Raw genomic sequence first — 23,327 nt, 5'->3', positions numbered from 1 at the left:
GGGATCGCATTTCAATAATAAGAATGAGATTGCCCTGAACCGAGGTCCCATTAACGAACCACTTCAAGAGTGAATCGAACATGAGCACCAACGTCGACCAGAACAACCGCCCCGACTACGACACGGTCCTGCAGGACATTGCCGACTACGTCCTCAACTTCAAAATCCAATCCGCCGAAGCCCTCGACACCGCCCGCAACTGCCTGATGGACACATTGGGCTGTGGCCTGTTGGCCCTGCGCTTTCCCGAATGCACCAAACACCTCGGCCCCATGGTGGAAGGCACTGTCGTCCCGTTCGGCGCGCGTGTCCCCGGCACCAGTTATCGCCTCGACCCGGTCAAGGCGGCGTGGGACATCGGCTGCATCGTGCGCTGGCTCGATTACAACGACACCTGGCTCGCCGCCGAATGGGGCCATCCGTCCGATAACCTCGGGGGCATTCTCGCGGTGGCCGATCACTTGTCGCAAAAACGCCTCGCCAATGGCGATGCGCCGCTGACCGTTCGCGTGGTACTCGAAGCCATGATCATGGCTCACGAAATCCAGGGCGTGATCGCGCTGGAAAACTCCTTCAATCGCGTAGGCCTGGATCACGTCATTCTGGTGAAAGTCGCCTCGACCGCTGTCACCGCCAAGCTGATGGGCGCCAATCGCGAGCAGTTGTTGTCCGCGTTGTCCCACGCGTTCGCCGACGGTCAGGCGCTGCGCACCTACCGTCATGCGCCGAATGCCGGATCGCGTAAATCCTGGGCGGCCGGCGACGCGTCCAGCCGTGGCGTGCGTCTGGCGGACATCGCAATGCGTGGCGAGATGGGCATCCCCGGCGTACTGACCGCGAAACAATGGGGCTTCTACGACGTGCTGTTCAGTCACACCAACAACGACCTGGCGCTCAAGCCCGCAGACAAACGCGCCTTCAGCTTCTCCCGGCCGTACGGCAGCTACGTGATGGAAAACGTGCTGTTCAAGATCAGCTTCCCGGCCGAGTTCCACGCGCAAACGGCGTGCGAAGCGGCCGTGACGTTACATCCGCAAGTCAGAAATCGCCTGCACGAAATCGACAAAATCGTCATCACCACCCACGAATCGGCGATCCGCATCATCTCCAAGGTCGGCCCGCTGGCCAACGCTGCGGACCGTGACCATTGCATCCAGTACATGACAGCCGTGCCGCTGGCGTTCGGCAATCTGGTGGCCGAGCAGTATGAGGACGACTTCCACGCGGCGCATCCGATCATCGACGTGCTGCGCGAAAAAATGGTCATCGTCGAAGACCCGCGCTACACCCGCGAATACCTGGAAGCCGACAAACGCTCCATCGCCAATGCGATACAGGTGTTCTTCAAGGACGGCTCCAGCACCGAAAACGTGTTGGTGGAGTACCCGATCGGCCACCGCCGTCGCCGCACCGACGGCATTCCGCTGCTGGAAGACAAGTTCAAGACGAACCTGGCGACGCGCTTCACCGCCCAGCGATGCGCCGAGATCTTTGCGTTGTGCAAGGATCAGGCGAAGCTTGAAGCAACACCGGTGAATCGGTTTGTGGATTTGTTCGTCATTTGATCGGATAAACGCCAATCCCCCGTAGGAGCTGCCGAAGGCTCGGGCCGCGTTCGGACGATCTTTTGATCTTGTTTTTAAAAGCAAAATCAAAAGATCGTCCGAACGCGGCCCGAGCCTTCGGCAGCTCCTACAGGGGCCGTGTCAGCCATTTTTCGATGGGCAATTTGGTGATCGCAAACCCCGTCAGCAAAATCGCCGAGTACATCATCAGTTCCCGGGACAAGGTTTGCCCCTCGTACCAGGCACCGATGATCACCGCGAACACCGGAAAAATGATGAACACAAACGACAGAATGATCGGACTCAGGCGTTTGAGCAGTATGAAATAAACAATGAATCCGCCCACTGACGCCACGAGCCCGAGATAGAGCAGGGCGCTCCAGGAACGCAGGCTGATCGCAGCAAACACAGGCGTTTCGAAGTGCAATCCCGCGACAAACAGCATCAACCCGGCGATGCCAATGGGCAGTGTGTTGTAGGTGATGACGCTGATCGCCGTACCGTGTTTTTTAGTCACCACGTAACACAGCGCATGCATCACCGCCGCGCAGAGGATCGCCAACACCCCGAGCAACTCGGCATGGTCCAGATGCAGCCCTTGGCTGCGGATGATCATGAACAGGCTGCCGAAACCGATGGCGATGCCGAGCACTTGCGAGGGATAGATTTTCTCCCGCAGAAACAGCGCGGAGAACAGCAGGATGAACACCGGCATGCAGCTGAACAGCAGCGCCGTCAGGCCAGACGAAACGTGTATCTCGCCGTAGTTGAGCAAGTAGTACGGCAGGCTGAAATACGACAGCGTGACAAAGACAAAAAACCAACGGCTTTCCTTGGGAAACAGCAGCGGCTCACGACGTATCAGGGCGAAGCCGAGAAAGAGCGGGAAGGCGATGAGGAACCGCAGGCCGGCGGCGGTCAGCGGCGGCACGCTTTCAACCGCAATCTTGATCCCGAGCCACGTGGTGCCCCAGCTCAGGCACACGATCAGGAACAGCACGCTGGTGACCAAGGCGGCGAGCCAGGGTTTTGCAGTACATGAAGGTGCACTGACGGTAATGGACATGAGCGAGCTCCTTTTATGTTCGGAATTGACCTTCATCTGCAAAAGGTCTATCCCTGATTGAACCTGTTTCAAGCACGCTATTCGGGGCTGGAATGACTGTCAAAACAAGTATTGCCATGGTGTCAATCCTGCGCGACGGCCTGGCGAACGGTCTGGGTGTGAAATACAAACGCCTCGCCGACGCGGTCGAAAAAGGCATCGCTGAAGGGCTGATCGAGCCTGGCTGCAAATTGCCGCCTCATCGGTTGCTGGCGGATAGCCTCGGCGTGACCATCGGTACCATCAGCCGCGCTTACGGTGAACTCGAACGCGTGGGATTGGTGGTCGCTCGCGTAGGAGACGGCACCTATGTGCGTCAGCGTGGGATGGAACGACCGCGGGACGGTGGCTTTCGCAATGTCAGTGATGAGCCTCGGGCGTTTTTTGACATGAGCCGTAATCAACCGATTCCGGGGCAGGAAGCGCTTTTTTTGAGTCAGAGCCTGCAAGCGTTGTCCCTTGATCCTGAGGCGTTGCAACACATCAGCGGCTACACCGTCGATGTCGGTTTGCCACGCTATCGTGCGGCGGGCGCGCACTGGCTCAGGCATAAAGAGTTTGTCCCGAACGCCGAGCAGATCGTTTGCGTGAACGGCGGCCAGCACGGTTTGTTGTGTGCCTTGATGGGGTTGCTCAAGGCGGGCGATACGTTGGTGACAGAGCACCTGACCTACCCGGGATTGATCAGCGTCGCACGCCAGCTCGGGATAAAACTCATCGGCGTCGGGATGGATGACGAAGGACTGATGCCCGATGCGCTGGAGGAGGTTTGCCGTAACCATCGAGTCTCAGCGCTGTATTGCACGCCGACGATCCAGAATCCTACGGCTGCCGTGATGTCCGTCGCACGGCGCGAGGCGATTGCAGAGGTCTGTCGGCAGCACAATCTGTTGATCTTTGAAGACGAAGCCCACGCGGTATTGGCTCAACATCGACCGTTACCCTTGAGCCATTTCGCCCCGGAGCGTTCGGTGCTGATTGGCAGTTTGAGCAAGGCGGTATCGGCAGGTTTGCGGGTCGGTTACCTGCATGCGCCGCAACCGTTGATCGGACGCTTGAGCGCCGCTGTGCGCGGGACGTGCTGGATGGCCAGCCCGCTGTCGCTGGAGGTGGCGAGCCTGTGGATAGAAAATGACATAGCCGAGCAGTTGCTGGGCCAGCAGATTACCGAGATCGGTCGGCGCAAGGCGTTGGTAAGCGGTGTGCTGGAAGGCTTGGCGTACAAAACCCATCCCCATAGCCCGCACTTCTGGATCGAAGTGCCCGAGCCGTGGCGGGCCTCGCAGATTGCTGAGGAGCTCAAGGCGAATAATTATCTGGTGGCGACTGCTGAAGCGTTTGCGGTCGGGCATGGGGCAGTGCCGCAGTTCATCAGGGCGAGTGTTTGTAATTCGGCGGGGGATGATCGGTTGTTGCTGGGCGGGTTTGACGCATTGGCGGCAGCATTGGCAGAGACCGTGTAATCGTTCTTCGCGCGCAGGCTCGCTCCCACAGTGGATCTCTGTCGTACACAAACGTTGTGTCCAATGGAGATCAATTGTGGGAGCGAGCCCGCTCGCGAAAGCGGTGTAACGGGCGCCGCAGAACTACTTGAAGCGCCGCTCCACGCCTTTCTCCACCAGGATCTTCGCCGAAATCTCTTCCACCGAAAAATGCGTGGAATTGATGTGCGGAATGTTCTCGCGACGGAACAGATTCTCCACCTCACGCACTTCGAATTCGCACTGGGCGTAGCTCGAATAGCGGCTGTTGGGTTTGCGCTCGTTGCGGATCGCGGTGAGGCGGTCCGGATCGATGGTCAGGCCGAACAGCTTGTGCTGGTGGGCGCGCAGGGTGGCAGGCAGTTGCAAGCGTTCCATGTCGTCTTCGGTCAGCGGGTAGTTGGCCGCGCGGATGCCAAATTGCATGGCCATGTACAGGCACGTCGGCGTCTTACCACAACGCGACACGCCCACTAGGATCAGGTCCGCCTTGTCGTAATAATGCGTGCGCGCACCGTCGTCGTTGTCGAGGGCGAAGTTGACCGCCTCGATGCGTTCCATGTAATTGGAGTTGCTGCCAATCGAGTGGGACTTGCCGACGGTGTAGGAAGAATGCTCGGTCAATTCCTGTTCAAGAGGCGCCAGAAAGGTCGAGAAAATGTCGATCATGAAACCATTGGACGTTGCGAGGATCTCACGGATGTCCTGATTGACGATGGTGTCGAAGATGATCGGCCGAAAGCCATCGTTTTCAGCGGCTTTGTTGATTTGTTGTACCATGACCCGCGCTTTATCCGCGTTGTCGATGTACGGCTTCGTGAATTTGCTGAAGGTAATGTTTTCGAACTGCGCCAGGAGGCTTTGACCCAGGGTTTCGGCTGTAATGCCGGTGCCATCGGAGATAAAGAAAGCAGATCGTTTCATTTGCACCTTGGGCCTTAAGCTAGTGACGAATCTTGGATATGATAGGCGCGATTTGCTGGCCGCCAGTGGCCCGCATTCTCACTTATTTTCCAGGTCCAGGCCATACAGCTGGCAAACGCTCCATAGAGCAGCCGGCTTCTGAGCTTTTCCAACACAGTTAGTGGAGAGATCACCTTGGTAGAGTACGTAGTTTCCCTCGATAAGCTCGGCGTCCATGATGTAGAGCACGTAGGGGGCAAGAACGCATCCCTGGGCGAGATGATCAGTAACCTTGCAGGTGCCGGTGTATCGGTGCCCGGTGGCTTCGCCACGACAGCTCAGGCTTATCGTGATTTTCTCGAGCTGAGCGGCCTGAACGATCAGATCCACGCCGCCCTCGACGCCCTGGACGTCGACGATGTCAATGCCCTGGCCAAGACCGGCGCCCAGATCCGTCAATGGATCATGGAAGCCGAATTCCCCGAGAAGCTCAACGCCGAGATCCGCACCGCGTTCGCCACGCTGTCGGCCGGCAACCCTGACATGGCCGTGGCCGTGCGCTCTTCCGCTACCGCCGAAGACCTGCCGGACGCTTCCTTCGCCGGTCAGCAGGAAACCTTCCTGAACATCCGTGGTGTCGAAAACGTTATTCGCGCCGCCAAAGAGGTGTTCGCTTCGCTGTTTAACGATCGCGCCATTTCCTACCGCGTCCACCAGGGCTTCGACCACAAACTGGTTGCCCTGTCGGCCGGCGTGCAGCGCATGGTCCGCTCCGAAACCGGCACCGCCGGCGTGATGTTCACCCTCGATACCGAATCGGGCTTCCGTGACGTGGTGTTCATCACCGGCGCCTACGGCCTGGGTGAAACCGTCGTACAAGGCGCGGTGAACCCGGATGAGTTCTACGTCCACAAAGGCACGCTGGCAGCCGGTCGTCCGGCCATCCTGCGTCGCAACCTGGGCAGCAAGGCCATCAAGATGATTTACGGCGAAGTGGCCACGGCCGGTAAATCGGTCAAGACCATCGACGTCGACAAGGCTGATCGCGCACGTTTCTGCCTGAGCGACGCCGAAGTCAGCGAGCTGGCCAAGCAAGCGATGATCATCGAGAAGCACTACAAGTGCCCGATGGACATCGAATGGGCCAAAGACGGCGACGACGGCAAGCTCTACATCGTTCAGGCCCGTCCTGAAACCGTGAAGAGCCGCACCCAGGCCAACGTTATGGAACGTTACCTGTTGAAAGAAACCGGCACCGTGCTGGTTGAAGGTCGCGCCATCGGCCAGCGTATCGGCGCCGGCAAGGTACGGATCATCAAGGACGTGTCCGAGATGGACAAAGTCCAGCCAGGCGACGTGCTGGTCTCCGACATGACCGACCCGGACTGGGAACCGGTCATGAAGCGCGCCAGCGCCATCGTCACAAACCGTGGCGGTCGTACCTGCCACGCGGCGATCATTGCTCGCGAGCTGGGGATCCCGGCCGTGGTCGGTTGCGGCAACGCCACCCAGCTGTTGAAAGACGGTCAGGGCGTGACCGTTTCCTGTGCTGAAGGCGATACCGGTTACATCTTCGAAGGCGAATTGGGCTTCGACATCAAGAAAAACTCCGTGGACGCCATGCCTGATCTGCCGTTCAAGATCATGATGAACGTCGGCAACCCGGACCGCGCCTTCGACTTCGCGCAACTGCCGAACGCCGGTGTGGGCCTGGCCCGTCTGGAATTCATCATCAACCGCATGATCGGCGTGCACCCCAAGGCGCTGCTGAACTACGCCGGGCTGCCGCAGGACATCAAGGACAGCGTCGACAAGCGCATTGCCGGCTACGACGATCCGGTCGGTTTCTATGTCGAGAAACTGGTTGAAGGCATCAGCACCCTGGCCGCTGCGTTCACCCCGAAAAAGGTCATCGTGCGTCTGTCGGACTTCAAGTCCAACGAATACGCGAACCTGATCGGTGGCAAGCTCTACGAGCCGGAAGAAGAAAACCCGATGCTGGGTTTCCGTGGCGCTTCGCGTTACATCAGTGAATCGTTCCGTGACTGCTTCGAACTCGAATGCCGTGCTCTGAAGCGCGTGCGCAACGAGATGGGCCTGACCAACGTCGAAATCATGGTGCCATTCGTCCGTACCTTGGGCGAAGCCAGCCAGGTCATCGACCTGTTGGCGGAGAACGGTCTGAAGCGTGGCGAAAACGGTCTGCGCATCATCATGATGTGCGAACTGCCGTCCAACGCCATTCTGGCCGAAGAATTCCTCGAGTTCTTTGACGGCTTCTCCATTGGCTCCAACGACCTGACTCAGCTGACGCTGGGCCTGGATCGTGACTCCGGGATCATCGCGCACCTGTTCGACGAGCGTAATCCGGCGGTCAAGAAGCTGCTGGCCAACGCGATTCAGGCCTGTAACAAGGCTGGCAAGTACATCGGCATTTGCGGTCAGGGACCTTCGGACCACCCTGATCTGGCCAAATGGCTGATGGAGCAGGGCATCGAAAGCGTTTCGTTGAACCCCGATTCCGTACTGGAAACCTGGTTCTTCCTGGCTGAAGGTCAGGCTCCGGCCTGATGGTGTGAGTGAAAGGGCCGATCAGTGATCGGCCCTTTTAGAGATTCTGTGTCCTATCTCGGCAATGCGTTCAATTTTGATGTGTGGATTTTGCTGGCAGGCAAGGCGCCGTGACGAGTCATAGCTTGCTATGGGGAGGAACGGCAACGCAGCATGCCAGCAAAAGACGCCGTCAAAATTGAACAGTCATTGCCGAGATAGGACTCGTGGGCGGGCTCCTCTGGAAGCCGCCCTTTTTTGTGCAAGAGCATTATGCAAAGCAGCAGCAACCTATTTCCTGTCGCCCTGATCAGCGCCGAGCGGCGCGGCGATCTGAGCGAAGACGTCTATCGTCTGAAACCCGGCAACAGCCCTGATGGCACCGTCGAACTGGCTGTGACGCGCCTGGGCATGGCGGATGGCTCAGACGCGCGTGGCGTTCCGGTTATTTTGCTTCACGGCAGCTTTTCCAATCGCCGGTTCTGGTTTTCCCCGAAGGGGCTCGGACTGGGCGCCTATCTGACGCGTCTGGGATTCGATGTATGGATTCCCGAAATGCGTGGTCACGGCCTGTCCCAGCGCAACCAGAACTACCGCAAGAACCGCGTTGCCGACTACGCCCGTTACGATTTGCCGGCCATTGGCGCGTTCGTGCGCGAGCAGAGCGGCCAGATCCCGCACTGGATCGGTCACTCGCTGGGCGGGATTACCCTGGCGGCGGCATTGGGTGGTGAGTACATCGGCGAGCCGGTGGTGGCTTCCGCGGCGTTTTTCGGTACGCAAGTCAGCCGCACCTATTGGCCGTTGAAAATTCCGCCGGTGGAGTGGAGCGGGCGCTTCATTCTCAAACGCTTTGCCCAGCTGTCCGGTTCACGGCTCAAGCGCGGCCCGGAGGACGAGCCCATTGGCCTGGCCCTGGAAAGCATGCGCTGGTATGGCTTGTTCGGGCGCTTTGGCGATGCCGACAAGGATTGGTGGGCCGGATTGGCCGACGTTCAGTTACCGGTATTGGCCGTGAGTGCCGCAGGTGACCATCAGGACCCGAGCTGGGCTTGTCGCAAGCTGTTCGATCAGGTGGGTTCCGAGCATAAGCAATTCATCAACCTGGGTCGCGAGCAGGGCTTTGGCGATAATTTCGGTCATGTGGAGATGCTCGTCAGCAAAGCCGCCCAGACTGAAGTCTGGCCCCTGGTGGCGCGCTGGCTGGAAGATCAGCAGACGCCATTGCTGGGTGAAAAACCGGATCTGGCCACGGCAGTCTGAGCCCGATGCTCTAACAAGGGCATTTCGCTCTGTTCGGCTTGCGGCTAAGATATGACGCATTGAGCTGTTCTGGTCACGTTTCGACACCCTCGATTGTCTTCCTCTTTACAGGAGTTTCTCGATGAATCATTACCTCACGCCTGACCTGTGCGACGCCTATCCGGAGCTGGTGCAGGTGTTGGAACCGATGTTCAACAATTTCGGTGGCCGTGATTCTTTCGGCGGTGAAATCGTGACCATCAAATGTTTCGAAGACAATTCGCGGGTCAAGGAGCAGGTCGAGCTCAAGGGGAATGGCAAAGTGCTGGTGGTCGACGGTGGCGGTTCCCTGCGTCATGCGTTGCTGGGTGACATGCTGGCCGAGAAAGCCGCGAAAAACGGTTGGGAAGGGCTGGTGATCTACGGTTGCATCCGCGACGTAGATATCATCGCGCAGACCGATCTGGGCGTTCAGGCCCTGGCCAGCCACCCGAGGAAATCCGACCGGCGCGGGCTAGGCGATCTCAACGTTGCGGTCACTTTTGCCGGTGTGACGTTCCACCCGGGCCACTATATCTATGCGGACAACAACGGCGTGATCATCTCGCCAAGTCCGCTTGCGATGCCTGAATAAAGCGCGACACCCACAAAGGGATGAGGATGTTCGAGGAAGAAAACGCGCAGTGGGGGCTGGTGCATGCCCTTGTGCTGGACGGTAAAGGCGGTGCGCGTTCGATAGCCCGGACTGAACTCGATGACTTGCAGCTGCAGGCCCATGAAAGCCTGTGGCTGCACTGGGATCGCAGTCACCCGCAAACCCAGACCTGGTTGCGCAAATCCAGCGGTCTGAGCGAATTCAGCTGTGATCTTTTACTTGAAGAAAACACCCGTCCGCGTCTTTTACAGCTTTCGGACAGCGAGCTGCTGCTATTTTTGCGTGGGGTCAACCTGAACCCGGGCGCCGAGCCGGAAGACATGGTCTCGGTGCGGATTTTTGCGTCAGCCCAGCGGGTTATTTCTCTGCGTTTGCGTCCATTGCGCGCCACCGATGATTTGCTGGTGCAGCTCGCCGAAGGCAAAGGACCGAAAACCGCGTCAGAACTCATCCTTTATATGGCGCAATACCTCACCAACAAGGTGCAGGATCTGATCGGTTGCCTCTCGGAAGTGGTCGATGAGGAAGAAGAAAAGCTGGATGCCGACGAACGGTACACGCCCGAGCACGGAGCCGTTTTACAGATCCGGCGCAGGGCTGCTGCGTTGAAGCGCTTTCTCGCTCCGCAGCGGGACATTTTCGGTCAGTTGACGCGGATAAAACTGCCCTGGTTCGTCGAAGATGATGGCGATTACTGGAACGAATTGAACAACAGCCTGACCCGATATCTTGAGGAGCTGGAATTGACCCGGGAGCGGGTGGGGCTGGTCCTCGAGGCCGAAGATAGACGTTTGAGCGTGCGCATGAACCGCACGATGTACCGCTTCGGGATCATCACCGGGATCTTTTTGCCGATGAGTTTTCTGACCGGTCTGTTGGGTATCAATGTCGGCGGAATTCCGTTCTCTGCAAGCCCCTATGGCTTCCTGATTGCGTGTCTGATGATGGTCTCGGTGGCGCTGGGGCAGTGGTGGTTATTCCGACGTTTGCGCTGGGTCTGAGGGTGAGCCATGTGACCCGAGCAAATTTGACCGCGTCTTTCACAGACATCACGAGAGGTGCGTATGCACGATCCGTTTGAACAGTCTTTGCGTGACATGCTCAAGGCATCACCGTCCACCCGGGACGACGATGCGTGCCTTGGGCGTGTACTGAAAACCGCCAACCGCCAGGTCGGCGCCGGTGATCTGTTCAGCTTGCTGGGCCGTTGGCTGCCCGCGCTGATGATTGCCTTGAATAACGGATCGGCCCATGTCGCTCCGGTTTCCCGTCACCGTAAACCTACCGTTCGCACTGCTGATAAGGCTGATTGAATATGGAACTTGATCTCTGGACTCAGAGCCTCGTCACTGCAATGACTGCGTTATGGACCAAGGTTGCAAATTTCATCCCGAACCTGTTCGGCGCACTGGTTGTGCTGCTGTTGGGTTTCGTCGTTGCGAAACTTTTGGACACTTTGTTGTCCAAGTTGCTCGCCAAACTGGGGCTCGATCGCCTGATGGGCGGCACCGGTCTGACCAAATTGCTGTCCCGGGCCGGCCTTCAAGTGCCCATCTCCACCTTGATTGGCAAGATTGTCTATTGGTTCGTTCTGCTGATTTTTCTGGTTTCTGCCGCAGAATCCCTTGGACTTGAGCGAGTTTCGGCTACGCTTGACATGCTTGCGCTGTATTTGCCGAAAGTATTTGGCGCCGCGCTGGTGCTGTTGGTGGGTGTTTTGCTCGCGCAATTGGCCAATGGGCTGGTGCGTGGTGCAGCAGAGGGCGTGGGGCTGGACTACGCTGCGGGCCTGGGAAGAATTGCCCAGGGCCTGGTGATTATCATCAGTATTTCGGTTGCAATCAGCCAGTTGGAGGTCAAGACTGACCTGCTCAACCACGTGATTGTGATCGTTTTGATTACCGTTGGTCTGGCAGTTGCGCTGGCCATGGGGTTGGGAAGCCGGGAAATTGCCGGTCAGATTCTTGCGGGAATCTATGTGCGTGAGTTGTATCAGGTTGGGCAACAAGTGCGTGTTGGCGAGGTCGAAGGTCAGATCGAAGAGATCGGCACGGTTAAAACCACATTGCTGACCGATGAGGGCGAGCTAGTCTCTCTTTCCAATCGGATCCTCCTGGAACAGCATGTGAGTAGCCGCTAACCCGGCAAACCCTGCTAATGTATGCCGCCGCAAAAATGCCCTGAAAAGGGTTGCGGCGGACATTGACCTGACTGTCGGCCCGACTTGTTTTGAATAAAGCTCAATCGCTGTCCACGCGCTACGACCCCCGCGAGCTCTCTGATGAGGAGTTGGTCGCGCGCTCGCATACCGAGCTGTTTCACGTAACGCGCGCCTATGAAGAACTGATGCGGCGTTACCAGCGAACATTATTTAACGTCTGTGCACGGTATCTTGGGAACGATCGTGACGCAGACGATGTCTGTCAGGAAGTGATGTTGAAGGTGCTGTATGGCCTGAAGAACTTCGAGGGGAAATCGAAGTTCAAGACATGGCTATATAGCATCACGTACAACGAGTGCATCACGCAGTATCGGAAAGAACGGCGAAAGCGTCGCTTGATGGATGCTTTGAGTCTGGACCCCCTCGAGGAAGCGTCTGAAGAAAAGACGCCGAAACCCGAGGATAAGGGTGGACTCGATCGCTGGTTAGTGTATGTGAACCCGATTGACCGTGAAATTCTGGTGCTACGATTTGTCGCAGAGCTGGAATTTCAAGAGATCGCGGATATCATGCACATGGGTTTGAGTGCGACAAAAATGCGTTACAAACGTGCTCTAGATAAATTGCGTGAGAAATTTGCAGGCATTGCTGAAACTTAGTTCGGCGCAAATATCTCTTACGTGTAGGCAAGTTCTGATAGACTTGCCGCCGAGTTGTCCCCCGGTTTGCGGGACTGCTTCACAATCACCAGATGGGGATTTAACGGATGAAACTGAAAAACACCTTGGGCTTTGCCATTGGTTCTCTTATTGCCGCTACTTCGTTCGGCGCGCTGGCACAAGGCCAAGGCGCAGTTGAAATCGAAGGCTTCGCCAAGAAAGAACAGTACGACAGCGATCGTGACTTCAAAAACAACGGCAACCTGTTTGGCGCTTCCGTAGGCTACTTCATCACCGACGACGTTGAACTGCGTCTGGCTTACGACGAAGTGCACAACGTGCGTTCCGATGACGGTCGTAACGTTAAGGGCGCTGATACCGCTCTGGACGCTCTGTACCACTTCAACAACCCAGGCGACATGGTTCGTCCATACGTTTCGGCCGGTTTCTCGGACCAGAGCATTGGCCAGAACGGCGGTGGCGGTCGTAACCGTTCCACTTTCGCCAACGTTGGTGGCGGTGCCAAGCTGTACTTCACCGAGAACTTCTACGCCCGTGCTGGCGTTGAAGCTCAATACAACATCGACCAGGGCGACACCGAGTGGGCTCCAAGCGTCGGTATCGGTGTGAACTTCGGTGGCGGCTCCAAGCCTGCTGCTGCTCCAGTTCCAGCACCAGCTGAAGTCTGCTCCGACAGCGACAACGATGGCGTTTGCGACAACGTTGACAAGTGCCCGGACACCCCAGCCAACGTAACTGTTGACGCTGATGGCTGCCCAGCAGTTGCTGAAGTTGTTCGTGTTGAACTGGACGTGAAATTCGACTTCGACAAGTCGGTAGTCAAGCCTAACAGCTACGGCGACATCAAAAACCTCGCTGACTTCATGAAGCAGTACCCATCCACCAGCACTACTGTTGAAGGTCACACTGACTCCGTCGGTCCTGACGCTTACAACCAGAAACTGTCCGAGCGTCGTGCAAACGCCGTTAAGCAAGTTCTGACCAACCAGTACGGTGTTGAATCGTCCCGCGTTCAGTCTGTTGGCTACGGCGAATCCCGCCCAGTTGCTGACAACAAAACTGAAGCTGGTCGCGCTGTAAACCGTCGCGTAGAAGCGCAGGTTGAAGCTAACGCTAAGTAATTAGCGCGCAGCTCTGAAAAGCCCGGCTCAGGCCGGGCTTTTCTTTGTCTGCGATTTGGGTTTCAGATTGGGGTTTGCGTCGCTTTTAAAAGATCGCAGCCTGCGGCAGCTCCAGGTTGTACGCAGAAGCTGTGTAGGAGCTGCCGCAGGCTGCGATCTTTTGACTTTCTTCGCAGGCCGCGACCGCACCGATCACCAGGATCGCCGGGCTTTTGAGTTCGAAGCTGTAGGCATCTTCTTCCATCGCTGTCAGGTCGCTCCGACATTCCCGTTGGTGTGGCAGGGAAGCGTTTTCAATCATTGCCACCGGTGTATCTGCCGCCATTCCACCGGCGAGCAACTGCTCACGAATCTCGCTCAGTTTTGCGACACCCATATACACCACCAGCGTCGTGCCACCTTGGGCCAGTGCTTGCCAGTTCAGGCTGCTGCCATCCTGAGTGTGGGCGGTGACCAGTGTCACGCCACGAGCAACACCCCGCAGGGTCAACGGAATATCGCATTGCGTTGCACCGGCAAGCCCGGCAGTGATGCCGTTGACCAGTTCGACTTCGACCCCATGTTCGCGCAGCCACTGCGCTTCTTCGCCGCCCCGGCCAAAAATGCACGGGTCGCCGCCCTTGAGCCGCACCACACATTTACCGTGGCGGGCATAACGCAGCATCAGGCGATGAATGAATGCCTGAGGCGTGGAGCGACAGCCGCCGCGCTTGCCCACGGGAATGATCCGCGCCTGCGGGCAATGCTCCAGCACCGCATCGTTGACCAGATCATCGATCAGCACCACATCCGCTTCGCTCAACGCCCGCACGGCCTTGAGGGTCAACAATTCAGGATCGCCAGGGCCCGCACCCACCAGCCAGACTTTTGCGCTCATAGTGTTTTCCTCACGAGGTGACGGCGACCGGCTGCGCAGTGGCGGCCAGCAAACGCTTGATTTCCGGGACGCAGGAGCCGCATTGCGTGCCGCAGCCCAATTCTTGTTTCAAGCCTTGCAGATCCAGGCCGCGGCTAATGCCGGCGCAGACCGCGCTTTGGCTGACGTTTTTGCAGCTGCACAGGGTTTTGTTACCGATGGCCGGCGTATTGGCGTTGCCCGGTGGGGCGCTCAGCGGTGCCAGCAGCCAGCGCCGTAGTTGCTCGTCGGCGCGACCTTCCAGCCACAGGCTTTGCAGCCAGTGTTGGGCAAGGGTTTCGCCGGCCAGGCGAATGGCAGTGATCCGGCCGTTCTCGATCCGCACCCGTTTACCAATAGAGCGCCGTGGGTCGTCGTAGGCCAAAACCGGGCCATCGTTGAGTCCCAGGCATTGATCGATATCACGCAGCAGTTGCGGGTCGGGCGCGACGGCGCTGGCAGCGCGTATCAGCAGCGCGGGGCGTTCACGGCCAGCCAGGCTGAGGCTGACGTAGGAAAACGCCTCACAGAGCGGTCGTAGCGTCTCAAAATTCTGTTGAACATCGCCTTCGATCAGGGCGAATAGCTGCCATGGGAGATTTACAGGTTCGAGACGCACGCCGCTGTGTTTGAGTTCGGGTTGTTTCGACAAAGGGTCGAAAGCCGGTTGGGTGAGCGCATTGACGCCACCCTTGAGGAAGCGGTCACCCCAATGCATTGGTAAAAAGGCCTGACCGGGTCGCACGCTGTCGTCGCCTCCAACGGCGACAATCACCGCGCCACGGCGACTTTTCAGGCTGACCAGGTCGCCAGATTGCAGCCGATGCCGACGCAGTTCATCCGGGTGCAGACTCAACACGGCTTCGCTGACATGGCCGAATAGCTGTGCGGCGGTGCCGGTGCGGCTCATGCCGTGCCATTGGTCCCGCAGGCGGCCGGTGATCAGGGTCAGCGGGAAGCGCGCGTCGCGTTGTTCCTTGGCGGCGCGGTACGGGTCGGCCACGAAGTGCGCACGTCCACTGGCCGTCGGGAAAACTCCGTCCAGGTACAGCCGGGCCGTACCTTCGCTGGCGCCAGTGGGGAAGGGCCATTGCTGCGGACCGAGGTGGTCGATCAGCGCATGACTGATGCCGGACAGGTCCAGATCACGCCCGCGGGTCAATTGCTTGTACTCGTCGAAGACCTGCGCCGGGTTTTCAAAGGCAAACAGGCTGGTTTGCCCTGGACGCAGATATTTTTCCAGGCGCTGTGCGAAATCCACGGTGATCGCCCAGTCAGAGCGGGCTTCGCCGGGTGCGACGATGGCTCGGCGAACGTGGGAAATGCGCCGTTCGGAGTTGGTCACCGTGCCGTCCTTTTCGCCCCAACTGGCGGCGGGCAGCAACAGGTCGGCAAACGCGGCGGTTTCGGTGGTCCGGAACGCTTCCTGCAACACCACGAACGGGCAGGCTTGCAGTGCCGCGCGCACGGCGGTTTGATCCGGCATTGATTGCGCGGGGTTGGTGCAAGCGATCCACAGCGCCTTGATCTTGCCGTTGCGCACCTGTTCGAACAGTTCAATGGCGGTAAGCCCGGTGTTTTCGGGGAGTTGTTCAACGCCCCAATAGTCCGCCACTTCCGCGCGATGTTCGGCATTGGCTGCCTCGCGATGGCCTGGCAGCAGGTTCGACAAGCTGCCGGTTTCGCGGCCACCCATGGCATTCGGCTGACCGGTCAGGGAGAAAGGTCCTGCGCCGGGGCGGCCGATTTGCCCGGTGGCCAGGTGCAGGTTGATCAGTGCGCTGTTTTTCGCGCTGCCGGCGGTGGACTGGTTCAAGCCCATGCACCAAAGCGACAGGAAGCTCGGTGAAGTGCCGACCCATTCGGCGCATTGCTGCAGTTGCTCGACGCTGATCCCGCAGAGTTGCGAAACCATCTGCGGCGTGTAATCGCGCACCAGGTTTTTCAGTTCGGCCAAGCCTTCGGTGTGGGCCTTGATGAAGTCGCGGTCGACCCAGTCTTCCCACAGCAATAGGTGCAAAATCCCATGAAACAAGGCGACATCGGTGCCTGGCAGAATCGCCAGGTGCAGGTCAGCCAGATCGCAGGTGTCGGTACGACGCGGGTCGATGACGATGACTTTCATCTGCGGCCGGCGGGATTTCGCTTCCTCCAGGCGACGGAAAAGTATCGGGTGGGCGTAGGCCATGTTGCTGCCGACGATCATCACGCAGTCGCTCAGTTCCAGGTCTTCGTAGCTGCACGGCGGGGCGTCGGCACCCAGGCTGCGCTTGTAGCCGACCACTGCCGAAGACATGCACAGGCGCGAATTGCTGTCGATGTTGTTGGTGCCCACCAGCGCTCGCGCCAGTTTGTTGAAGGCGTAGTAATCCTCGGTCAGCAATTGCCCGGAAATGTAGAACGCCACGCTGTCCGGGCCGTGTTCGGCAATGGTCTCGGCAAAAACGCTGGCGGCGTGATCGAGGGCGGTGGCCCAGTCGGTGCGGCTGCGGGCCAGGCCTTTGCCCAGGCGCAGTTCGGGATACAACGCCCTGGCTGCGAGGTCGCCGGTGAGGTGCAAGGTAGAACCTTTACTGCACAGTTTGCCGAAGTTGGCCGGGTGGGCCGGATCGCCGCTGACGCCGAGAATGCGCTCGCCGTCATGCTCGATCAGCACGCCGCAGCCGACCCCGCAATAGCAGCAGGTGGAAGCGGTGATCTGGTTCATCAGCTTGCTTCCCGCAGGGCCAGCAACACCCGGCCATTCTCGACCCGTGCTGAGTGGTGGTGAGCGCAACCGATGTCCGGGGCCTGGGCTTCACCGGTTTCCAGGTCGATCTGCCAGTTATGCAGCGGGCAGGCGACCCGTTTGCCGTAGATCAAACCTTGGGACAGTGGCCCGCCCTTGTGCGGGCAGCGGTCATCGAGTGCGAAAACCTCATCGTCGCTGGTACGAAAAATCGCGATGTCGCCTTTCGGGCCGGCAACGATCCGGGAGCCCAGGGCATTGATTTCTTCCAGTGCACAGATATCCAGCCAGTTCATGCCAGCACCTCCAGATTCTTCACTGTGATGACGTCGAATTCTTTCTTCAGCAGTGGTTGTTCCAGGCGTTCCTTCCACGGGTCCTGTTCGAACGACAAGGAGAATTGCAGGCGATCGTTGAGTGCCTTGCGGCGCTCCGGGTCTTCCAGCACGGCTTTCTTGATGTGCTCCATGCCGACCCGTTGCAGGTAGTGCACGGTGCGTTCGAGGTAGAAAGCTTCTTCGCGATAGAGCTGCAGGAACGCGCCGTTGTATTCACGTACCTCTTCGGCGGTCTTGAGCTTGACGAAGAATTCCGCGACTTCGGTTTTGATCCCGCCGTTGCCGCCGATGTACATCTCCCAGCCCGAGTCCACGCCGATAATTCCGACGTCCTTGATGCCCGCTTCCGAACAGTTGCGTGGGCAACCGGAGACGGCCAGTTTCACTTTGTGCGGCGACCACATGTTGAACAGGTCGTGCTCAAGCTCGATGCCCAGTTGCGTGGAGTTCTGAGTGCCGAAGCGGCAGAACTCGCTGCCGACGCAGGTCTTCACGGTGCGGATGGATTTGCCGTAGGCGTGGCCGGACGGCATGTCGAGATCCTTCCAGACGCCTGGCAGGTCCTGCTTCTTGATCCCCAGCAAATCGATACGCTGGCCGCCGGTGACCTTGACCATTGGCACGTTGTATTTGTCGGCTACGTCGGCAATGCGTCGCAGCTCCGAAGGATTGGTCACACCGCCCCACATCCGTGGGACTACAGAGTAAGTGCCGTCTTTCTGAATGTTGGCGTGGGCCCGTTCATTGATCAGGCGCGATTGCGGGTCGTCCTTGGCTTCGCCCGGCCAGGTGGAAATCAGGTAGTAGTTGAGCGCCGGGCGGCACGTGGCGCAGCCGTTCGGCGTGCGCCAGTTCAAATAGCTCAGGGTGCCGGCGATGGTCAGCAGATGCTGCTCGCGAATGGCCTGACGAATTTGCCCGTGGTTCAGGTCGCTGCAACCGCAGATGGCTTTTTCGCTTTTCGGTTTGACGTCGGCTGCGCCGCCCACGGTGTTGATCAGGATCTGTTCCACCAACCCGGCGCAGGAGCCGCAGGAGCTGGCAGCCTTGGTGTGTTTCTTGACGTCGTCGACGCTGAACAACCCGTGTTCCTGAATCGCCTTGACGATGGTGCCTTTGCACACGCCGTTGCAGCCGCAGACTTCGGCGGTGTCGGCCATGCTCATGGCTTTGTCCTGGCCTTGATGTCCTACGTCGCCTAAAGCGTTTTCGCCGAACATCAGGTGATCGCGGATCTCGTCGATGGCGTGGTTCTCACGGATCTGCCGGAAATACCAGCCACCGTTTGCCGTATCGCCGTACAGACAGGCCCCGACCAGCACGTCATCCTTGATCACCAGTTTTTTGTAGACCCCGCCGATAGGGTCGGAGAGGGTGATGGTTTCGGTGCCTTCGCCGCCCATAAAGTCGCCGGCGGAGAACAGGTCGATGCCGGTGACTTTCAATTTGGTCGACGTCACCGAACCTTTGTAGGTGGCGAAGCCCAGTTGGGCGAGGTGGTTGGCGCACACCTTGGCCTGTTCGAACAGCGGCGCCACCAGGCCGTAGGCGATGCCGCGGTGGCTGGCGCATTCGCCGATGGCGTAGATGCGCGGGTCGTAGGTTTGCATCGTGTCGTTGACCAGAATTCCCCGGTTGCAGGGGATGCCGGATTTTTCCGCGAGTTCGGTGTTGGGGCGGATACCGGCGGCCATCACCACCAGGTCGGCGGGGATGATGTCGCCATTCTTGAACTCAACCGAGCCGACCCGGCCATTGCCGGCGTCGTGCAGGGCCTGGGTTTGCTCGCAAAGACGAAAGTGCAGGCCGCGGGCTTCCAGGGCGGTTTGCAGCAACTGGCCGCTGGTTTTGTCCAGTTGCCGTTCCAGCAGCCATTCACCGATGTGCACCACGGTGACGTGCATGCCGCGCAGCATCAGACCGTTGGCGGCTTCCAGGCCGAGCAGGCCGCCACCGATCACAACGGCGTGCTTGTGGGTTTTCGCGGTGTCGATCATTGCCTGGGTGTCGGCGATGTCGCGGTAGCCGATCACGCCGTGCAAGGTGTTGCCGGGGATCGGCAGAATGAACGGAGTCGAGCCGGTGGCGATCAGCAGGCGGTCGTATTCGGCTTCGGTGCCGTCTTCGGCGATGACCCGGCGTTTGACCCGGTCGATCTCCACCACTTTGCGGTTGAGCAGCAGCTTGATGTTGTTTTCCAGGTACCAGTCCAGATCGTTCAGCACGATCTCTTCGAAGGTCTGTTCGCCGGCCAGTACGGGTGACAGCAGGATGCGGTTGTAGTTGGTATGAGGTTCGGCGCCGAAGACCGTGATGTCGTACAGCTCATTGCTCAGCTTGAGCAGTTCTTCCAGGGTGCGAACCCCGGCCATGCCGTTGCCGATCATCACCAGTTTTAGTTTTTTCATCAGGTTCTCCGGGGAGCTCAGACTCGCCTCATCAGGGCTTTCAGGTCTTGCTCGACAAATTCGCGCAAACAAAAAAAGGCGTCCCGCTAGTTGCCTAGCGAGGACGCCTTTGTCCTGGTCCCGTTCTCTCGGGCAGCGCATCCTTCATCGTTGAAGGCTGGGCTTTATGTATGGTGAAGAAGGTAATGCAGTGGTTGTGCCAAGTCGCACAAATGCCGAATTTATGGGCTCTTGTCATAGGCGGAGGGTATTTTCGTGCACCGGTTCAATGCGCGATGCCCGGTTTTGAAGCAGAAAAGTCAAAAGATCGCAGCCTGCGGCAGCTCCTACAGGAGATCGTGGGCACCCGTAGGAGCTGCCGCAGGCTGCGATCTTTTGATCTTTTGGGTGCAGTGAAAAACTCAGCCATGAAACAGTAAAAACAGCAACACCAGGTTCACCAGCAACGACACCAGTGCCAAGGTCCGCCAGACCTTCAACGGTTCGCGCTCCAGCAGCGGTTTGGGTCGCACGCTCAAACTGCGCCGCTCGCCCTGTTCCAGCAGTAGCAACCATTCTTCCGCCGTTTCAAAGCGTTGATCCGGGTCCGCCGCCACGGCGTGCTCCAGACTTTGCGCAATCCATTCCGGCAGATCGGGTCGATAGCGACTGGCGCTGACAGGAACCCCGAACCGTGGGCGCTGGAAGGCTTCGATTTCGCCGTAGGGATAATGCCCAGTGAGCAGGAAATACAAGGTCACGCCGACGGCATACAGGTCCTGTTGCGGTGTCGGTGCATCCCCGCGAAAGGCTTCCGGCGCGATATAGCTGGGTGTTCCGGGCAGGGCATAAGGCTGATCTTCGGACAGGCCGGGGCAATAGGCGAGACCGAAGTCCAGCAGGCGCAATTCGCCGTCGTCCCCCAGCAGCAGGTTCTCCGGTTTGATGTCGCGGTGGAGAATCTGCCGTCGATGCAGCATGCCAACGGCGCGCAGCAGGCGTTCGGCCAGATCTTGCCATTGGGGCAGAGGCAGCAGTCCGACATCGGCGTGCAACTGCGCCAAGGTAGATCCGCAATATTCCCGCATCACGTAGTACAAATGCTGACGCTGACTGGCGGCATGGACTTCAGGGAAATGCCGTCCGGCTACGCGCTTGAGAAACCATTCTTCCGACAGCAACGCCTGCCCTGCGAGGTGATCGTCACGCAGCGCGCCCGGCAAGGTTTTCAGCAGCCAGGGTTGTTGTTGCCCGTCGCGCACCCGATAGAGCAGCGACTGCTGGCTCTGGCCGAGTATCCCTTCGACCTGCCAGCCCTCGAAAGTCTGGCCTGCTTTCAAGGCTGGCGGCAGCGGCCATTGCTGCAAATGAATCAACGCATCGCCGATGCTCGTTTCACCGAGGGCATCGACTCGCACCAGCAAGGCGCTGGCGTTGTCCTGGCTGCCGGCCAGATGCGCCGCACTGACCAAGGTCTGCGCAGCGCTGTTCAGATCCGGTTGATCGCGCAGAATTGCCGCAATCGCGGTGTCGCCCAGCACGGCCCAAATGCCGTCGCTGAGCAGTACGAAACTTTCGTTCAACCGCAGTTCGCCATCGAGAAAATCCAGCACCAAATGCTGGTCGAGCCCAAGTGCCCGTTTGAGCACATGCTGCATGCCCGGCTGGTCCCAGACGTGATCCTCGCTGACCCGTTGCAAGGTGTCGGCGTGCCAGCGATAAACCCGGCAATCGCCGACATGGGCCAAGGTAAATCGCCTGCCGCGCATGACCAAAGCACTGACAGTGGTGAGCAACGGTTGCCCACCGCCATTGGCCTGCAACCAGCGATTTTGTGCCAGTAGCAGGCGATCCAATGCCTGCGCGACGCCCCAGGTTTCCGGCGTGGCGTAGTAATCCAGTGCCAGAGCCTGCAACGTCGAGCGGGCGGCGAGACCACCATCGGCGCACTGGCTGACGCCATCGGCGATGGCGAACAGGTAACCCTTGCTCGCCGCCAGCGCCGGGGCCGGAGTCACCAGACGCAGAGCGTCCTGATTCTCCTCGCGGGGGCCAATGGCGCTCGCTTCGGCAAAACTCAGTTGCAGGCTCATTGAGGCTTCAGACCCGAGCAGCGGTCACGGCTGCCGAACCCCAGGTTGTTCTCCAGCGACGTTTCACGCCGTGCAGACCGAACCAGGCCAGAACGCCAAGGCTGGCGAACAACCACAAGGCCAGTTGATAGCTGCCGGTGCTTTGCTTGATCGCGCCCATGCCTGCGGCCAGTGCAAATCCACCGATACCACCGGCCATGCCGATCAAACCGGTCATCACACCGATCTCCCGACGAAAACGCTGCGGTACCAGTTGGAAAACGGCGCCGTTACCGGCACCCAAACCGAGCATGGTGCAGACGAAAAGTGCCAGTGCCGCGTAGGAACTTGGCAGATTGAAACCCACCGCAGCGATGCAGACCGCCGCCACCGTGTACATCCCCAAGAGGGTGCGAATGCCACCGAAACGGTCGGCCAGAGCGCCGCCCAGCGGGCGCATCAAACTGCCACCGAACACACAGGCGGCGGTGTAGTAACCGGCGGTCACCGGGCTGAGGCCATATTGGTCGTTGAAATAGCCGGGCAGGGCGCTGGCCAGGCCGATGAAGCCGCCGAAGGTCACGCTGTAGAAAAACATGAACCACCAGCTGTCGCGGTCGCCCAAGGCCTTGAAGTAGTCGGACACGGACTTGGCTTTCGGCCGCTCAGGCGCGTTTTTGGCCAGCCAGGCGAAGACGATGATGGTCAGAATCAGCGGGATCAGGGCGAAGCCGAACACGTTGCTCCAGCCAAACGCAGCCGCCAGCACCGGGGCGATCAGCGCGGCGAGCACGGTGCCCGAGTTACCTGCACCGGCGATGCCCATGGCTTTGCCTTGGTGTTGTGGTGGATACCATTGCGAGGCCAGCGGCAGGGCGACGGCGAAGGAGGCGCCGGCCATGCCGAGGAACAGGCCCAGCACCAACGCTTGTTCGTAACTGTGGATGCCGAGTTTCCAGGCACCGAACAGGGCGCAGATGACGATCACCTGGCCAATCAGCCCGGCGGTTTTCGGCGACAGGCGATCAGCCAGCAAGCCCATTACAAAGCGCAATACCGCCCCGGCCAGAATCGGCGTGGCCACCACCAGCCCGCGCTGTTGGGTGGTCAGGTGCAGGTCGGCGGCGATTTGCACCGCCAATGGGCCGAGCAGGTACCAGACCATGAAACTCAGGTCGAAATAGAGGAAGGCCGCGAACAATGTCGGGGTATGGCCAGATTTCCAGAAGCTTGAATTCATCGCGCACCTCAGCTGTTAGGAGTCTCGAGAAGGAGTCATGAGCTTGCAGGTGGGGCGCCGCATCGGCCGCACCACCGGCCCCCGGTCTGTGGGGGCCAAAACAAAAAAACGTCGCCACCGGATTCGCCAAAGGGCAAATGAGGTGAGCGACGTCTTTGTCGTAGGTGGGGCAACCGCCGTTGGTTACCTGTAGCGATTACCTAG

At 59.1% G+C, this 23,327-nt stretch carries 18 protein-coding genes; 10 read left to right on the top strand and 8 right to left on the bottom strand.

Going from position 1 to position 23,327, the window contains the following annotated elements:
- Positions 1-80 precede the first annotated feature (80 nt).
- Positions 81-1,565, top strand: a complete 1,485-nt coding sequence (gene prpD, locus EAH74_RS16430; protein WP_140679800.1) for a 2-methylcitrate dehydratase — start codon at positions 81-83, stop codon at positions 1,563-1,565.
- A gap of 127 nt (positions 1,566-1,692) precedes the next feature.
- Here the strand turns inward: prpD and EAH74_RS16425 are convergent, their stop codons facing one another.
- The gene (locus EAH74_RS16425; RefSeq protein ID WP_140679798.1) at positions 1,693-2,631 is read right to left on the bottom strand and encodes a DMT family transporter; all 939 of its coding nucleotides are present in this window, start codon (positions 2,629-2,631) and stop codon (positions 1,693-1,695) included.
- 92 nt (positions 2,632-2,723) lie between these two features.
- Here EAH74_RS16425 and EAH74_RS16420 point away from each other — a divergent pair, with 92 nt between their 5' ends.
- Positions 2,724-4,133, top strand: coding sequence for a PLP-dependent aminotransferase family protein (locus tag EAH74_RS16420; RefSeq protein ID WP_140679796.1), 1,410 nt, complete (start codon positions 2,724-2,726; stop codon positions 4,131-4,133).
- Positions 4,134-4,256: 123 nt separating this feature from the next.
- On the opposite strand, the gene ppsR is transcribed toward EAH74_RS16420, so the two are convergent.
- Positions 4,257-5,075 carry a posphoenolpyruvate synthetase regulatory kinase/phosphorylase PpsR gene (ppsR, locus tag EAH74_RS16415; protein ID WP_123369280.1) on the bottom strand — a complete coding sequence of 273 codons (819 nt, stop codon included), beginning with the start codon at positions 5,073-5,075 and terminating at the stop codon, positions 4,257-4,259.
- A gap of 174 nt (positions 5,076-5,249) precedes the next feature.
- Between ppsR and ppsA the strand changes: the two genes are divergently transcribed.
- The 8 genes from ppsA to EAH74_RS16375 all read left to right on the top strand — a co-directional run bounded on the left by ppsA (position 5,250) and on the right by EAH74_RS16375 (position 13,463).
- Positions 5,250-7,625: a phosphoenolpyruvate synthase gene (ppsA, locus tag EAH74_RS16410; RefSeq protein ID WP_140679794.1), complete on the top strand. Its 2,376-nt coding sequence runs from the start codon at positions 5,250-5,252 to the stop codon at positions 7,623-7,625.
- 252 nt (positions 7,626-7,877) lie between these two features.
- Complete coding sequence (locus EAH74_RS16405) at positions 7,878-8,867, top strand: alpha/beta fold hydrolase (protein ID WP_140679792.1); 990 nt, start codon at positions 7,878-7,880, stop codon at positions 8,865-8,867.
- A 121-nt stretch (positions 8,868-8,988) separates the two neighbouring features.
- Entirely contained in the window at positions 8,989-9,480 is a 492-nt protein-coding gene (gene rraA, locus EAH74_RS16400) for a ribonuclease E activity regulator RraA (RefSeq protein WP_140679790.1), read from the top strand.
- A gap of 26 nt (positions 9,481-9,506) precedes the next feature.
- Positions 9,507-10,502, top strand: a complete 996-nt coding sequence (locus EAH74_RS16395; protein WP_140679789.1) for a zinc transporter ZntB — start codon at positions 9,507-9,509, stop codon at positions 10,500-10,502.
- A gap of 63 nt (positions 10,503-10,565) precedes the next feature.
- Positions 10,566-10,814 (top strand): hypothetical protein, encoded by a 249-nt coding sequence (locus tag EAH74_RS16390; RefSeq protein ID WP_008146303.1) that lies wholly within the window; start codon positions 10,566-10,568, stop codon positions 10,812-10,814.
- 2 nt (positions 10,815-10,816) lie between these two features.
- The gene (locus EAH74_RS16385) at positions 10,817-11,641 is read left to right on the top strand and encodes a mechanosensitive ion channel family protein (protein WP_008027407.1); all 825 of its coding nucleotides are present in this window, start codon (positions 10,817-10,819) and stop codon (positions 11,639-11,641) included.
- An 89-nt stretch (positions 11,642-11,730) separates the two neighbouring features.
- Complete coding sequence (sigX, locus tag EAH74_RS16380) at positions 11,731-12,321, top strand: RNA polymerase sigma factor SigX (RefSeq protein WP_010456518.1); 591 nt, start codon at positions 11,731-11,733, stop codon at positions 12,319-12,321.
- Positions 12,322-12,428: 107 nt separating this feature from the next.
- On the top strand, positions 12,429-13,463 hold the full coding sequence (locus tag EAH74_RS16375; protein ID WP_140679787.1) for an OmpA family protein: 1,035 nt from the start codon (positions 12,429-12,431) through the stop codon (positions 13,461-13,463).
- 85 nt (positions 13,464-13,548) lie between these two features.
- Here the strand turns inward: EAH74_RS16375 and cobA are convergent, their stop codons facing one another.
- The 6 genes from cobA to EAH74_RS16345 all read right to left on the bottom strand — a co-directional run bounded on the left by cobA (position 13,549) and on the right by EAH74_RS16345 (position 23,123).
- A complete protein-coding gene (gene cobA / locus EAH74_RS16370) occupies positions 13,549-14,340 on the bottom strand; it encodes a uroporphyrinogen-III C-methyltransferase (RefSeq protein WP_140679785.1) in 792 nt (263 codons plus the stop codon).
- 10 nt (positions 14,341-14,350) lie between these two features.
- A complete protein-coding gene (locus tag EAH74_RS16365) occupies positions 14,351-17,065 on the bottom strand; it encodes a nitrate reductase (RefSeq protein WP_170206627.1) in 2,715 nt (904 codons plus the stop codon).
- Positions 17,065-17,382 carry a nitrite reductase small subunit NirD gene (nirD, locus tag EAH74_RS16360; protein WP_140679783.1) on the bottom strand — a complete coding sequence of 106 codons (318 nt, stop codon included), beginning with the start codon at positions 17,380-17,382 and terminating at the stop codon, positions 17,065-17,067. The genes EAH74_RS16365 and nirD overlap by 1 nt, the downstream gene beginning before the upstream one ends.
- A complete protein-coding gene (nirB, locus tag EAH74_RS16355; protein WP_140679782.1) occupies positions 17,379-19,832 on the bottom strand; it encodes a nitrite reductase large subunit NirB in 2,454 nt (817 codons plus the stop codon). Before nirB ends, nirD begins: the two co-directional genes overlap by 4 nt.
- 401 nt (positions 19,833-20,233) lie before the next feature.
- Positions 20,234-21,904, bottom strand: coding sequence for a bifunctional protein-serine/threonine kinase/phosphatase (locus tag EAH74_RS16350; RefSeq protein WP_140679780.1), 1,671 nt, complete (start codon positions 21,902-21,904; stop codon positions 20,234-20,236).
- A 7-nt stretch (positions 21,905-21,911) separates the two neighbouring features.
- Positions 21,912-23,123, bottom strand: coding sequence for a nitrate/nitrite transporter (locus EAH74_RS16345; protein WP_046047894.1), 1,212 nt, complete (start codon positions 23,121-23,123; stop codon positions 21,912-21,914).
- Positions 23,124-23,327: the final 204 nt, after the last annotated feature.

Source organism: Pseudomonas mandelii (assembly GCF_006438925.1).
GTDB classification, from domain to species: Bacteria; Pseudomonadota; Gammaproteobacteria; order Pseudomonadales; family Pseudomonadaceae; genus Aquipseudomonas; species Aquipseudomonas mandelii_C.
Note: the sequence above shows the minus strand (reverse complement) of the source record. Positions and strands in the feature narration are given on the sequence as shown.

What these genes read in the sequence shown, in the direction of transcription:
- EAH74_RS16390 (WP_008146303.1), top strand. Translation starts at nt 10,566, where the DNA reads ATGCACGATCCGTTTGAACAGTCTTTGCGTGACATGCTCAAGGCATCA.
- EAH74_RS16350 (WP_140679780.1), bottom strand. Translation starts at nt 21,904, where the DNA reads ATGAGCCTGCAACTGAGTTTTGCCGAAGCGAGCGCCATTGGCCCCCGC.
- prpD (WP_140679800.1), top strand. Translation starts at nt 81, where the DNA reads ATGAGCACCAACGTCGACCAGAACAACCGCCCCGACTACGACACGGTC.
- EAH74_RS16425 (WP_140679798.1), bottom strand. Translation starts at nt 2,631, where the DNA reads ATGTCCATTACCGTCAGTGCACCTTCATGTACTGCAAAACCCTGGCTC.
- EAH74_RS16345 (WP_046047894.1), bottom strand. Translation starts at nt 23,123, where the DNA reads ATGAATTCAAGCTTCTGGAAATCTGGCCATACCCCGACATTGTTCGCG.
- EAH74_RS16365 (WP_170206627.1), bottom strand. Translation starts at nt 17,065, where the DNA reads ATGAACCAGATCACCGCTTCCACCTGCTGCTATTGCGGGGTCGGCTGC.
- EAH74_RS16395 (WP_140679789.1), top strand. Translation starts at nt 9,507, where the DNA reads ATGTTCGAGGAAGAAAACGCGCAGTGGGGGCTGGTGCATGCCCTTGTG.
- cobA (WP_140679785.1), bottom strand. Translation starts at nt 14,340, where the DNA reads ATGAGCGCAAAAGTCTGGCTGGTGGGTGCGGGCCCTGGCGATCCTGAA.
- EAH74_RS16385 (WP_008027407.1), top strand. Translation starts at nt 10,817, where the DNA reads ATGGAACTTGATCTCTGGACTCAGAGCCTCGTCACTGCAATGACTGCG.
- EAH74_RS16420 (WP_140679796.1), top strand. Translation starts at nt 2,724, where the DNA reads ATGACTGTCAAAACAAGTATTGCCATGGTGTCAATCCTGCGCGACGGC.
- rraA (WP_140679790.1), top strand. Translation starts at nt 8,989, where the DNA reads ATGAATCATTACCTCACGCCTGACCTGTGCGACGCCTATCCGGAGCTG.
- nirD (WP_140679783.1), bottom strand. Translation starts at nt 17,382, where the DNA reads ATGAACTGGCTGGATATCTGTGCACTGGAAGAAATCAATGCCCTGGGC.
- EAH74_RS16405 (WP_140679792.1), top strand. Translation starts at nt 7,878, where the DNA reads ATGCAAAGCAGCAGCAACCTATTTCCTGTCGCCCTGATCAGCGCCGAG.
- EAH74_RS16375 (WP_140679787.1), top strand. Translation starts at nt 12,429, where the DNA reads ATGAAACTGAAAAACACCTTGGGCTTTGCCATTGGTTCTCTTATTGCC.
- ppsR (WP_123369280.1), bottom strand. Translation starts at nt 5,075, where the DNA reads ATGAAACGATCTGCTTTCTTTATCTCCGATGGCACCGGCATTACAGCC.
- nirB (WP_140679782.1), bottom strand. Translation starts at nt 19,832, where the DNA reads ATGAAAAAACTAAAACTGGTGATGATCGGCAACGGCATGGCCGGGGTT.